The organism is Bdellovibrio sp. BIS2 (assembly GCF_055398295.1).
Genome location: NZ_AP035879.1, coordinates 2,372,070 through 2,385,270, shown reverse-complemented (window position 1 = coordinate 2,385,270; position 13,201 = coordinate 2,372,070). Strand labels below are relative to the sequence as shown.

The 13,201-nt window shown below is 50.3% G+C and carries 12 protein-coding genes; 6 read left to right on the top strand and 6 right to left on the bottom strand.

Annotation, left to right across the window (positions count from 1 at the left end; genetic code table 11):
- Nucleotides 1-64: 64 nt before the first annotated feature.
- Genes ACZ520_RS11495 through rpmG form a run of 3 tightly spaced genes read right to left on the bottom strand, consistent with a single transcriptional unit; the run spans nucleotide 65 to nucleotide 1,416 of the window.
- Nucleotides 65-712 (bottom strand): hypothetical protein, encoded by a 648-nt coding sequence (locus ACZ520_RS11495; RefSeq protein ID WP_088564907.1) that lies wholly within the window; start codon nucleotides 710-712, stop codon nucleotides 65-67.
- Nucleotides 694-1,230, bottom strand: coding sequence for a dCTP deaminase (gene dcd, locus ACZ520_RS11490; RefSeq protein WP_088564908.1), 537 nt, complete (start codon nucleotides 1,228-1,230; stop codon nucleotides 694-696). The genes ACZ520_RS11495 and dcd overlap by 19 nt, the downstream gene beginning before the upstream one ends.
- 6 nt (nucleotides 1,231-1,236) lie before the next feature.
- Complete coding sequence (gene rpmG / locus ACZ520_RS11485; RefSeq protein WP_011164830.1) at nucleotides 1,237-1,416, bottom strand: 50S ribosomal protein L33; 180 nt, start codon at nucleotides 1,414-1,416, stop codon at nucleotides 1,237-1,239.
- Between the two features lie 137 nt (nucleotides 1,417-1,553).
- Here rpmG and ACZ520_RS11480 point away from each other — a divergent pair, with 137 nt between their 5' ends.
- From ACZ520_RS11480 to ACZ520_RS11470, 3 genes are all read left to right on the top strand, one after another.
- Nucleotides 1,554-2,432 carry a ChaN family lipoprotein gene (locus ACZ520_RS11480; RefSeq protein ID WP_464125620.1) on the top strand — a complete coding sequence of 293 codons (879 nt, stop codon included), beginning with the start codon at nucleotides 1,554-1,556 and terminating at the stop codon, nucleotides 2,430-2,432.
- A 61-nt stretch (nucleotides 2,433-2,493) separates the two neighbouring features.
- Nucleotides 2,494-2,898, top strand: coding sequence for a response regulator (locus ACZ520_RS11475; protein ID WP_088564909.1), 405 nt, complete (start codon nucleotides 2,494-2,496; stop codon nucleotides 2,896-2,898).
- Between the two features lie 62 nt (nucleotides 2,899-2,960).
- Nucleotides 2,961-3,527 carry a helix-turn-helix domain-containing protein gene (locus ACZ520_RS11470; RefSeq protein ID WP_011164827.1) on the top strand — a complete coding sequence of 189 codons (567 nt, stop codon included), beginning with the start codon at nucleotides 2,961-2,963 and terminating at the stop codon, nucleotides 3,525-3,527.
- On the opposite strand, the gene ACZ520_RS11465 is transcribed toward ACZ520_RS11470, so the two are convergent.
- From ACZ520_RS11465 to ACZ520_RS11455, 3 genes are all read right to left on the bottom strand, one after another.
- Nucleotides 3,524-4,105 (bottom strand): superoxide dismutase, encoded by a 582-nt coding sequence (locus ACZ520_RS11465; protein ID WP_011164826.1) that lies wholly within the window; start codon nucleotides 4,103-4,105, stop codon nucleotides 3,524-3,526. The two genes, ACZ520_RS11470 and ACZ520_RS11465, sit on opposite strands and share 4 nt — an antisense overlap.
- Nucleotides 4,106-4,250: 145 nt before the next feature.
- Entirely contained in the window at nucleotides 4,251-6,200 is a 1,950-nt protein-coding gene (locus ACZ520_RS11460; RefSeq protein ID WP_464125617.1) for an ATP-binding protein, read from the bottom strand.
- The gene (locus tag ACZ520_RS11455) at nucleotides 6,197-8,365 is read right to left on the bottom strand and encodes a FecR domain-containing protein (RefSeq protein WP_417868529.1); all 2,169 of its coding nucleotides are present in this window, start codon (nucleotides 8,363-8,365) and stop codon (nucleotides 6,197-6,199) included. The genes ACZ520_RS11460 and ACZ520_RS11455 overlap by 4 nt, the downstream gene beginning before the upstream one ends.
- Before the next feature lie 199 nt (nucleotides 8,366-8,564).
- On the opposite strand from ACZ520_RS11455, the gene ACZ520_RS11450 reads away from it, so the two are divergent.
- From ACZ520_RS11450 to ACZ520_RS11440, 3 genes are all read left to right on the top strand, one after another.
- The gene (locus tag ACZ520_RS11450) at nucleotides 8,565-10,316 is read left to right on the top strand and encodes a SpoIIE family protein phosphatase (RefSeq protein WP_464125615.1); all 1,752 of its coding nucleotides are present in this window, start codon (nucleotides 8,565-8,567) and stop codon (nucleotides 10,314-10,316) included.
- Nucleotides 10,317-10,348: 32 nt separating this feature from the next.
- The gene (locus ACZ520_RS11445; RefSeq protein ID WP_088564914.1) at nucleotides 10,349-10,819 is read left to right on the top strand and encodes a hypothetical protein; all 471 of its coding nucleotides are present in this window, start codon (nucleotides 10,349-10,351) and stop codon (nucleotides 10,817-10,819) included.
- Nucleotides 10,820-10,949: 130 nt separating this feature from the next.
- Nucleotides 10,950-12,848 (top strand): response regulator, encoded by a 1,899-nt coding sequence (locus tag ACZ520_RS11440; protein ID WP_464125612.1) that lies wholly within the window; start codon nucleotides 10,950-10,952, stop codon nucleotides 12,846-12,848.
- The last annotated feature ends 353 nt before the right edge of the window (nucleotides 12,849-13,201 follow it).

Below are 13,201 nucleotides of genomic sequence, written 5' to 3'. Positions count from 1 at the left end.
TCAGAAAAAACAAAAGCCCCTGAACAGGGGCTTTTTTATTGCTTAAAGATTGTCGTGAAACCTTTTAATCGAGCACTTTAGGTGTCGACACTTGTGCTGCCGTGACGGTCGCATAGTTCAGAATCAACCCGGCAAAGACCCCGGGGCCGACCGCTGTTGGCAGCGCCGAGGACACGTCCGAATTTGAATCCACATCCGCGCTGGTTGGGGCATACACCAGGTTGTCGCGTCTCCAGATATAGACGCGGGACTTGGTGCCGACGTTGTGAACGTCAATCACCACATCAATATTGTTCGGGATGTAAAAGCCCATGTCGGCACTGGTGACGGTGCGGGTCTGGCCATTGAAGGTGATCGAGGCATTCACACTGGCGCCCGTGCGGCTGAAGGTCACCACAATTCCGGTGGAGCCCGACACGCTGGAATCGCTCGCATAGAAAACGGCACTCACATCACTCAAAGTGACGTTGTTTAATGAAGCTTTTAAAGAGATAGAGCGGGAAGAGCTGACGCCCGGCAGTGTAGAGGTGAAGCGAACGACACCGGTGGTGCCGGCAATATGCAGGGCGGTCGAGTCAGCCTGGCTGAACGAGCCGGAAACGACAGAATAGCTGTCTAAACCGGAAATGTCGTCGACCTCGCCCCCTGAAGAACAGGCGGCGGTAGTCAGAAAACCAAGTATGAGTAGGGATTTTAGAATGAATTTTTCCACATCATGGACTCTACCGGGATTGGTTGTTTGTCGTTATATTTTGCGGAAGGTTTGACATTATAAGGAGTTAAAATGTCGCCTTTCACTTCAAAGTATATCAACTGACCAACCGGCATTCCAGTGTAAACACGCACAGGCTGTTTCACGGAAATTTCCAGAGTCCAATAGTTGCAGAAACCGACGTCTCCTTTGCCAGCAGTGGCATGGATGTCGATTCCGAGACGGCCTACGCTCGATTTGCCTTCCAAAAATGGGACATGCTTCAGAGTCTCAGTGTACTCCAAAGTAACGCCCAAATAGAGAGTGTCCGGCATCAGCACGAAACCCTCTTCTGGAATCTCAAAGGTACGAATCTTGTTATGCTTCTTGGCGTCCAGCACCTTGTCTTCATAGACAGCTAGAGTTTTACCCAGGTGAACATCATAAGAGTTCGTACCCAGGCATTCTCTGCGGAAAGGTTCCACTTTAATGGAGCCTTCCTTCATGAAATCCAGAATTTGCTGATCCGTCAGAATCATTACGAATTACTTCGTTTCTCTGTGAACAGTGTGGCGCTTAAGATTCGGATTGTATTTCTTCTTCTCAAGACGGCTTGGAGTCTTAGTTTTGTTTTTAGTCGTAGTGTAACGAGAAACAGGTTTGCCTTCAGCGCGAGCTTCAGTGCACTCAAGAGTTACGATGATTCTTCCTGTCTTTTTAGCCATTGCGATACCCCTTAAATTGAACCATTTGTATTGCCACGCGTTGTATAGAAAAAATGACAATACCTTTTCAAAGGGGCTCAAGGTATCAAAGGAAAAAGGAAACTTCAACAGACAAATTCGCGTCTAGAGGAGGAATCGTGAAGACTTTGGGCCTTTTTTTAAGTTCCCTGCTCATGTTGGCCTGTGCACATGCTCAAACTAGTGGCATTTTGCGTGGAAACGACCTCCAACCGGTGGATTTGGCTGAAGCCGCCCGTCCAGTCGCTCCGGGTTCTATCGTAGTTATCGGCGAAAATCACGGCTTCAAAGAACACCAGAATCAACAGCTCTCCATTATGCAGGCTTTGCGGGCTCAGGGCCTGAAGGTCTCAGTCGGGATGGAATTTTTTACATACACCGACCAGCCCGTGGTGGACTCTTACCGTCAGGGACTTTTGAGCGAAACTGACTTCCTCTCTCAAATCAAATGGGGCAACCCTTCTTATGATTATTATCGCGGGCAAAGCCTGTTCCCGAACCTGTCAGAAGGGTCCAAGACGATTGCTTTGAATGCTCCGCGCTCTTTGACCGGCAAGGTTTCCAAGGGCGGCCTGCAGGCGCTGACTCCGGATGATTTGAAACTGATGCCTCCGCAATTTGCGGTGGGGAACGATGGCTACAAACGCCGTTTCCTGTCCATGATGCCACATCTGCCGAATCCCGAGGCGGGCGAGCGCTATTTTACGTCTCAGTCCATCTGGGATGACACGATGGCGTGGCAGGCGGTGGAGTTTATGCGCTCCCATCCCGAACAAGTGCTGGTGATTGTGGTGGGGGATTTCCATGTGCAGTACGGGGGCGGTCTGCCGGATCGTCTGCGTGTGCGCGGGTCCGAGTTCCCCGTGGTGACCTTCTCGCAAGTAAATACGGCAGGTCTGACTGAGGACGAAATCGCGACTGAAATCAACCCAGGCACTCAGGACGGTCCCCGTGCTGATTATCTGTGGTTGGCGCCAGCTCTAAGTCCAGCATTGTAAAGATTCTTTGAGATTCACCACAGGTTTTCTAGAATAGGGGAATGTAGAGGAGACCTCGTCTATGTTCCCCCCTGAGACCCGCATCCTAGTTATTGATGACATGCCCTCCATTCGTGATCTGGTGAAGAACACGTTAAAAGCCATGGGTTATAAAAACCTGCAGGAAGCTGAAGACGGGGAAGCCGGTCTTAAAATTCTTATTCAGAACAACACTCCCGGTTCTCAGATCCAACTGGTGATTTCCGACTGGAATATGCCGAAAATGAAGGGCTTGGAATTGCTGAAGCAAGTTCGCGCCACGGCGGAATTTGCCAATCTTCCATTCGTGCTTCTGACGTCAGAGTCCGAGCGTGATCAGGTCACTGAAGCGGTTCTTGCCGGTGTGTCCCAGTATATCGTGAAGCCATTTTCGGCAAAGATCTTTGAAGACAAATTGAAAGCTGCTTACAGCAAACACAACAAATAGATTCTTTAAAGAGTGCTGCGCGCGTGCGTTGCACTCTTTCCTGCAAACATCTACCATAGGGCATGACTTCTTTCGACGTATTGGCCCAGAACCTTGCCGCTCAAATCACTGAACTTCGTAAAAAACGTCAACTGACTCAAGCTGCCTTGGCGAAGCTGGCCGGGGTGCCACGATCCACACTGACCAATATGGAAAGTGGGATGGGGAACCCTTCGCTGGTGAATCTGGCCAAGGTTTGTGCGGCTTTGCAGGTTTCATTCGAAGAGCTGCTGGCAACGCCCAGATCCCAGACAAAATTGATTCGCAAGGATGAAATTCCCGCCAATAAAAAAGCCAAAGGCAACGTCACTGTTTACAAACTTTTACCGGATCCGATTCCGGGGATGGCCATTGATCGCATGGAGCTTGAAGTGGGGGCTCGCATGGGCGGGATCCCGCATTCCAGCGGTACGAAAGAGTATTTGCACTGTGTGCAGGGGCAGATGACCGTGGTGGTCAGTGGGGAAAGTTTTGAGCTGAAGCCCGGAGATGTTTTGGCATTCCCGGGGGATTCAGCCCATAACTATGTCAACACGGGCGCTACAAAAGCCATCGGCCTGAGCGTCGTGACGATGACACCAAGATATTAGCCTTTAAAGTTTTTTGCGGCAAATTCCCAATTCACCAGCTTCCAGAACGCGGCCAGGAAATTCGGGCGGCTGTTGCGATAGTCGATATAGTAAGCATGTTCCCACACATCGCAAGTCAAAATTGCCGTGTGACCTTTGGTCATCGGGGTTTCGGCGTTGCTGGTGCTTAGGATCTCCAGTTTGCCTTCTTTGTTTTTCACAAGCCAGCCCCAGCCCGAGCCGAATTGTTTGATGCTGGCATCAGCAAACAGTTCTTTGAATTTTTCGATGGAACCGAAATCGCGAACGATGGCTTGCGCCAGTTCACCCGTAGGTTCACCGCCGCCCTTTGGGGACAGGCAGTTCCAGAAGAACGTGTGGTTCCAGATCTGAGCTGCGTTGTTAAATACGCCGCCTGAGCTGCTCATGATGATTTGTTCCAGAGTTTTACCTTCGTGTTCAGTGCCGGGAACAAGTTTGTTCAAGTTATCAACGTAGGTTTTGTGGTGTTTGCCGTGGTGGTATTCCAATGTCTCAGCGGACATGTGGGGAGCCAAAGCGTCTTTAGCGTAGGGAAGTGCTGGAAGTTCGAAAGTCATGGGGGTCTCCTTGTAGTACAGGTTGAAATTCCATGATCAGAATAGATGGCGGACGGGGATCAGGGAACCCGTTGGTCTTTATATTGGCAAAGGGACGATATATTGGCAGAAATGACGCTAAAATGCCCGAACTTCAGGCACCTTTTTAGGCGGCGGTTGGAAGTTTTTTGTCTTTTTGGAATTCGGTGATGTAAGGAACTTCCACAAACAAGGTAGATCCTTGTCCTACGGTGGATTCGACCCATACGCGGCCGGCCAGCTCTTCGGCGGCGACTTTGATGGCGTCCATTCCCACGCCACGGCCTGAGATGTCCGTGACGTGTTCGCGGGTCGAGAACTGACTGTCGAAGATATGCTGAATGATCTGCTGATCGCTTTCAGCGGACACATCCAGGCCCTTGCCGGTAAGCTTTTCGCGAATACGGGCAGGGTCAATACCGCCACCGTCATCCTTGATTTGCACCAGCAGCCAGGAACCTTGAGAATTGTGATTCAGACTGAAAGTAACATCCACCTGGCCTTCGGCAGGTTTGCCGATGTCCACGCGATGATCCGGCATCTCGATACCGTGATCCACAGCATTTCTGAAGGCATGCACGAAGGTAGAGAACAAACCGCTGTAAATTTCCGGAATCACCATCAGGTTGCCATTGTGAATCTTCAACGGGGAGACCATTTTATCGACCTGAGCAGCCACTCGCAGCATCACGTCGTTATAAGGCTCGACAAATCCAGCGACCGGCTCCATCGCAAGTTCCAGCAGCAGCTCCTGCGCCACGGCACCGCCACCAGGCAGTGAGCCCACTTTGCGGGCGATATGGTTCAGTTTGCTGATAGCGACTTCGATCTGACGCTCTTCTGGCATGTTCGAGCTTCCCAGAATTTCTTTGGTTTGATCCAGGAACTTGTGGAAGAACTCTTCCACTTCAAAACATTTGCCGCGAAGGGCGATAAAGCCTGGATGAGTCCAGGACTCTTTCAGTTCGGCCAGCAGGCCCTCGGCCTGATGGCAGGCTTCGGCGACATCTTTGATCGAAAACAGCGCTGCGCCGCCTTTGAGCGTGTGCAGACTGCGGAAAAGCTCTTCGGTGTTGTAAGGACCGTTGTCCTTGCTGACTTCATCACGCACCTGACCCAGCAAGCCTTGAGCTTCCTGGATGAAGCGGTGAATTTCACGTTTGGATTTGATCATGTGGATGATCAATTTTGCATGTTCTTTTTCGCGCTCAGCTTGTTTTTGTGCTTCGACCAGCGAAGTGATGTCCGAAGCGACAACAACCACACCTTCCATCACGCCTTCGCTGCTGCGAAGTGGGTGGTATTCAAGGGCGATGTTACGCTCTTTGCTGTGCGGGTAGGTTTCAGGTCCCAGGCAGGACAGGTCTTCAAATGGCAGCATTTCCATGAACAGGGTCTGCATCCATTTTTTGAAGCCTTCGACTTTGTTTTCCGGAAGTTTCAGCACATCCCAGATCAGTTGACCGTCAGGTTTGCATTCCACCGTGGCTTCGCAGGCCTTCGAGGACACATCCAGGATTTTACCTTCAGCATTGAAGATAAAGAAACCCTGACCCAGACTGTCCAGCAGGGCGGACATGGTTGTGTTAAGACGGGACAACTCGCGCGTGCGGTCGGCCACCATCTGTTCCAGGTTTTTACTGTAGTTTTCAAGCTGAACTTTGGCTTCTTCCAGCGCCGTGATGACGCCTTCTTTTTGCTCAAGTTCAGCGCGGTATTTTTTCTGCAGACGTTCTTCCAAAGTCACGTCACGCACAAAGACAATCCAGTTCTTGTCACCCATGGAATCAAAGATCGGCTGCAGAGTGATCTGCACCTTGCCTTCTTCCGCGTGGAGGGCTTTGAAATTGACCTCTTTATACGGGGTCGCATCCGATACACCGATCAGATTGTCCAGAGCTTCAATAGGTTCGCTGAACTGGAACAGTTCATTGAACTTCATGCCTCTTGTGATCTTGCGAATGGAAAGGCCGGCCACAATGGCGGCAGTTTCATTGCAATAGACAACCTTTTGATCTGCTGTCAGAACAAAAACAGGCTCTAAAAGGGTGTCGAAGAGGGAGTACTGGATTCTCATTTTACGAAGGTCTCATTCTTCTGGTGATAAAGGGTGAATTCACGTTTTTCCGCCCACTCGGACATTTCGGCGTCACCTTTGGCTTCGGCACGAACTCTCCAGTAGATTTTCCCCAGTGGAACCTTTTCCTTGATCAGGAAGCGGTTGCCGGCCAAAGATTTTGCAATCAATGTGCGAGAGAAGTCCGGTTTGTCGGAAATCTCGATGCGGTAGGAAGTCGCACCTTCCACCTTTTTCCATTCCAGCCAGATGAACGGTTCCATCTCGGTCTGCAGGAAGATTGAGGCATTGTTAAATGGCTCCATCAGTGGTGGCGCCACCAGTGGGGTGCGGAAGGTGTACATGACTTCCTGAATATTCGAGAAATCAGTCAGGGGCTTGTTGGCTTCATCCAAAGCCTGCACGCGCACTACATAGGTGCCCGGATCCTGCAGCGTCAGATTTCCGCCTGTGGCAGAATATTCCAGTTGCTGAGGGGCCGTGAACTCTTTCGATTTATCCACCTGCACCAGATAGGATTTAGCAAACGGCACTTCGCTCCAACTGATCGGGGTTTCTTTAGGTCCCGCAGCCTGGCCGACGGCATTGATGGTTTTCAAAGGATTCAAAGTCAGGCCGCCGACGCTGACGTCGATGGTTCCCACTTCACTGAAGTCACTGTTAAGGCCATTGATGCCTTTGGCTTGAACACGGTAATAGTGTTTGCCCGGACGGAACTGCGACCACGCCACTTGATTTTGGGTGATGTCGTATTTTTCCACTTCAGCAAAGCTGATGTCCTTGGAGATTTGCAGTTGATAGCCCTTGCTTCTCAGAACTGGTTTCCAGGCAAGTTTCGGAGCTTCAGGGGAGGCAGGGTTGCGTTCACCCGTTGGCGCCTTGAAGTCGACTTGCTTGGTGATCAGCACAGGCCTGTTTGGACGCTCTTCTTTATGAGCTGCCAGATTTAAAGTAAAGGAAACAGGCTCAGACCAAGGCGAAACATTGTTGCCGGCCGTTTGCCCCTGGACACGCACCCAGTAAGTCCCGCTTGGAAGGCGAGGGGTCACGGCTGCCAATGAATCCGTCTGACCATCTTTGATGATCTGCTGGAATTCCGGGTCTGCCGCGATCTGCCAGGTGAAGTGTTTCAACTGGGCCATGGCCTTCCATTGCACCTCGGTGGTGGTGGCCAGTTCTTCCTGAGGTTTTACTTTCAGTTCCAGATTGATTTGGGCTGCTTGAACCGGGGTCACGATCTGCGGGCCGGCCAGATGAGTGATGCTCATGCGCTGGGCCGGGGACACAACACCGACTTCGCCATTGCGGTCATAGGTTTTTAGGCGCCAGAAATAAGGGCCCGGCTGCAGCGGCTCGGTCACCGCGACTCTTTGTTCGTTGGTCATTTTTGAAAGGGCCACTGAGCTGAAGTCCTCGTTTGGAGAAACTTCAAGTTCATAGCGGGCGATGTCGCCTTTACCTTGCCATTCAAATGGCAGTGGATCATCCGGGTTCACACGAAGCCAGTTCATATTGTCCGGAGTTTTCACAAGTAACGTTGGTTTTTCAACCGGCTTGATGTCGCCGTCTTTTTTAACTGCTACGACTGCGTTCTTAGGCAGTTCTTTGACGGCCTGTTTTTTCTTGTCGATGTATTTCACGTCACCGGAAAGCAGTTTCAAATCAACTGTGCCACTGTGAGCTTTGTTGAACTTGATTTTGGGCTTTTCCTGCGTGTTTGTAGGAGAGCCTTCCAGTTTGAACTCTTCGGTGCCGGACTTGATCGTCAGGGAAGAACCTTGCGCCAGTTCCCCGACCAGATTTCCGTAACGCAGATCCAGATTCATCTGACCGTTTTTAAGATTCAGGGTGATCAAAGAATTCGGTTCGATGCGGATCTGGGTGCCATCCTGTAATTGGATAGTGGCTTCGGAGCGATCACCTGTGAAGATAGAATCGTTCTGGAAGACATTGTCTTTGCGCGAAGCGGGTAGCCAACTGAAAGTATCCAGATTTTTGCGGCGCACGTCGTTCTGGGAAATGGCAACGGAACCAATTAGTTCGAGTTCGCCAGTATTTGATTTTGGGAATAGCAAAGAGTCGTCGTACAGGAAGTACGAGAAGACCATGAGCACAAGCAGGGCTCCGGTGAAGATCATTTTTTCTGTTCGTCCAAAGCGCGACATAAGACTCCTGCTCAAAGCTTATCGGTTGGAAATGACAAGAGATTTACAGACCTTAGGCTAAGTTATGTGAGAATTTGTTTTCGGCCAGTGCTTGAACGGGCATACTGGAGTCGTGAAAAAACGTGGATTATCAATTAGATACAAGATTCTTTTGTTACTCACTTCGTTGCCACTTATTACACTTACGGTGTATTTGGTTTTGGCGCTGAAAATTTTTGAGGACGATAAGATCGCTTACGTCTTTGATTCCTCCAGCAGCATGTCCGGAACCATGGCGGCTCAAATTAAGACACAATTGAATGCCGTGCTTGGAACGACCAAACCAATCTTCCAGGATTATCTGAGCCAGCAGAAATTTTCTTCTGTTGGGGAGTCCATCTTCCAGAACGAATTCAATCTGGAATCCATTGTGGTCTTTAAACCTTCAGCGACCGGTGCTTATGAAAAGGCCGCGGTGCTTGAGAAAGTTCCCAATCAGACAGACGGGGTGTTGAACAGTCTGCAATCCCAGATGTCCGGTTACTTTGCTGAAGTGGAAGCCACCCGCCGTGTGGTGAAAGTTCCTTTCAGTGATGACCGTGTGTTCATCATGGAAAAAGTCAGTGACGAAACCAACACCCGCAACACGGTGTTTTTGGTCATCGTGAAGATGAGTGAAGCGTCCGAGATGTTCCGCGCGGCGATGTCGCAAAAAATGTATCTGATTTCTTCTGACGGGACCGTGTTGTTTGGACCGGATGGAATGCCGGGGCAAAAGCTGCAATCCACCGTCAGTCCCCAGTTCCTGGAAAGCACCAACAAACAAATTGCCCAAGGGGCTGAAACGGATCGCTCCGCAGACGGCAAGGAGCTGCTGGTGTCTTTCTCGCGCGCGGGTTTTGGTGATCTGATTGTTGTGACCACGGTGGAAAAAGAAAAAGCCCTGGGTGCGGTTCAGATCCTGATTCGAAAATCTTTGATCTTCTTCGGCATTCTGATTTCGGTGACAGTGATCTTAAGTCTGTTTGCCTCCAGCGGTTTGACTCAAGCCTTAACACAATTGTTCGATGCGACCAAAAAGGTGGCGGAAGGCGACTTCAATATCCGTGTTGATGTGAAGTCCAATGATGAAGTTGGAAGCCTGGCTGATAACTTCAATATCATGGCTGCGGAAGTGTCGCGGCTTCTGGATCAGGCGGCAGAAAAAGCGCGTATGGAATCTGAGCTGCAAACCGCGAAAACCGTGCAAGAAACCCTGTTCCCGGAAACACAGGCCAAAATCGGTCCGCTGTCGATTGCCGGTTACTATGAGCCGGCCAGTGAGTGCGGTGGCGACTGGTGGCACTACTGTCAGATCGGTAACAAGATCTTCTTGTGGATCGGGGATGCGACGGGGCACGGGGCTCCAGCGGCGTTGATCACCAGTGCGGCGAAATCAGCCTCCACAATCATTGAGCGTTTGAATATCACTCCGGCCAAAGCGTTGGAGCTTTTGAATCGTTCTATCTATGATGTGTCCAAGGGGCGCATCATGATGACGTTCTTCCTGGCGTCTTTTGATCTGGACACCGGGGAGCTTGCTTACTGCAATGCTTCGCACGAGGCGCCGTTCCTGATGAAGAAAAATGAGGGCGGCACACTTAAAAAGAAGGACCTTGTTCCATTAAATGAAGTGAACAATCCCAGACTGGGACAGGCCCGCGATTCGGTCTACGAACAAACAACCATTCAGGTTGAGCCGGGAGATCTGGTATTCTTCTATACAGACGGAATTCCTGACATCCAGAACCCTGGTAAAGAGGCGTGGGGCGAGCGTGAGTTTATTAAAGCTTTAATCGCGGCCAACAAGGATTTCCCGGGCGTTAATGATTCGGTGGAACGTTTTGCAATGAGCTTCCAAGCCCATCGTCAAGGCGCGCCCTTAATCGATGACGTCACGTTTTTTGTAGTGAAAAATGAAGGTCTTAGTTAAAGTTAGATTTTGTGAACGAGGAGATTGGAACTATGGGTAAACTCGATGTGAAAATGAACAAAGCCGCAGATAAGCTGACTGTCCAAATGGCAGGCACTATTGATGAGGACGTTGATTTTTCTCAGTTCAGCCTTGGCGGCAATCCACAGATTGAAGTGGAGCTGAGCGGACTGAAGAGCATCAACTCCTGCGGTATCCGTGAATGGATCAAATGGATGGGCACAGCGGGCCCGGCGCAAATCAGCTTCAGCAACTGCCCGAAGGTGATCGTGGATCAGATCAACATGGTTGATGGCTTCCTGCCAGCTTCCGGCAAAGTGAACTCATTCTTTGTCCCTTACTACAATGATGATTCCGGCTCTGAAAAGAACGTCCTGTTCCGTTATGGGACGGAGTTCAGTGAAGGCAGTGTGAATCCTCCTGCATCCGTCAAAGATGATGAGGGTAACGAGATGGAAATGGACGTCATCGAATCAAAGTATTTCAAGTTCTTAAAGAAATAGTCCATCGACAAAAGTCCAGTTCTTAAGGCGGGTGCTGTATTACAGCCCCGCTTTTTGCTTTTATCCTAAATGGAAGGGCCTTTAGAGCCGACAAGGAAGCGTGGAATCAGGCAAATCTAAGATCTTGATATTGGAAGACGACGAGTCAGTCAGATCGGCCTTAAAAGAAATTTTAAGCCGCGCTGGTCATTCCGTCTTTGTCGCGTCCCGCCCGGACGAGGCCAATAGCATTCTTGCCAGCAATTCCAACATCGAGTTCCTGTTCTGTGACTGCTTGCTGCCACAGATGACGGGCCTTGATTTCATCAAACAAGCCCGCGCCAATTATCCCTCTGCCAAATTCAAAGTCGTTCTGATGAGCGGTATTTATACCGACAAGTCCTTCATTCAGGAAGCGACTCAAAGCACCCAGGCCGTGGCTTTCATGAAAAAGCCCTTCGATATGGAGCAGGTGCTGAAGATCGTTAAAAAAGAAGAAGCTCCACGCCGCGAGGAATCCAGCGCGCGCAAGCTGCTGTATCAGATGTTCGCCAACCCCACAGTGACCAACCGCCAGAAAAGAAAGGTGATTGAGTCCATTGAAGAGGTGAGCGGTTTTGACTTGCCATTCCTGTATTCACTGCTGGTTGAAACCAAGAGCGGTGGTTATTTGAATATCTATAATGCCGACGGTTCTGTGTCCGGTATCTCGTTCTGTAACGGGAATATCGTGGGCGTGGATGTGGATGATAAAACCACCTTCCTGGGCGAGATGCTGATCCAGAGTGGTTATGCGACTCCGCAAGACGTGCAGGAAGCTCTGCGTGTCAAAAACAACCGCCGCATTGGTGACTATCTGATTCAGAACAATCAGCTAAGCCCCCATGCCTTTGATCTGATCCTGATGGAGCAAATGAACATCCGTCTGGTGCGCACGATTGTTGATCAGAAGATCCGCGTAAACTTTGCGTCTGCGGAAGTTGAGATGAGCAATCCAAGTATCGATGCTGACAGTCTGTCTTATTATCTGCATGACTGGATTGCCTCTAAAATCTCTATTAACTGGCTGAAGTCCTTGTATGTGATGTGGTCCGGTAACATCATCGTGAAAAGTCCGACTTTCCGCGATGACCATCCGGCCTTGAGTATGTCTCTGGTCAAATCCCTGGAAGGTCTGACCGTGAAGCTGAACAACCAGATCACACTGACGCAGCTTCTGGATATCAAAGGCTACAGCGAAGTGGCGGTCTATAAGGCCATTCACTTCCTTTTGACCAAAGGTCTGATTGTCTTTGCCCAGCGTGCGGCCTTTGCAAACCCGGCTGAGCAATTAAAAGTCATCAAGAAGATCGCGGCCGAACTGGAAAACAAGAACTCATACGAAATCGTTGCTTACATGGAAACGGGGACCGGTGGTGGTTCTGCCGAATCCATGTTGTCAGACTTTATGACGTTGCTGGGAGATGAGCCGACCGACACCGCTTCGGAAGTGTACACCCAGTGGCACAAGGTGCAGAAACTGGCTGAAGATGCCATGAATGCATCCAAAGACACCAATAAAATTGATCAGATCCGCCAGGCAACGCAAAGAAATGAAGCTGAAGCCAAGCTTCGCGCCAATTCCTTGATGGAAGAAGTCAAAAAAGCCCTGCAGTACACCCAGTTCGCGAAAGCACTGGAACTGTTGGCCGAGGTTGCCAAGCTGAATCCGCAAACCCAGCAGCTGCACTTGTACAGCTCTTGGGCGAAGCTGGGTTCTGTTGACGTGGCCAAAAAGAACTTTGTTCTGAAAGAAGTGGAACTGGAGTTGATGCAGGTTCCGCCGGATGAGCGCTATGACACGCTTTTCCCGTTTGTGATTGGTCTGTTCAATAAAACCAAAGGCGATATGGTGGCCGCACGCAAATCCTTCGAGAAGAGCGTGGCACTGGATCCTTCCTTCATTCCTGCGCGTCGGGAAATCTCTGTCTTGGCGGCTGCCAATAAAAAGCAGGACGTCTTTAACGTCGACCTTAAACAGGTTGTTTCGGGCTTCTTTAAAAAGAAATAAATCTTTGTAAACGGGGATTGCCGGACTGAGGGCTTTGGGACCCTGCCGCTGCGGTGGTCACGCGTCCGTGCTCAATCGGCGCCGGGGCTTTGCCCCGGTTCGCGCATCCTGCGCCGCCGAAGGCCCACCTTCGGGCAGAGTCCCAAAGCCCTCAGCCCGGCAATTGTTTTCATCTTTTTTTCTTTTTAAAGAATCCCGAAACAACTGAGGTCTCTGTATGTGGGTGCCTTCATTGTTGGTCAATAAGGTGTGATTTGGTTTTGTGACATGTATGAAATGGGGCCCAGTGATGCTTTTGGAAGGATTTGTGGTGGCGGGTTTCGTCATTGAAAGATGTATTGGGATTAAAGCTT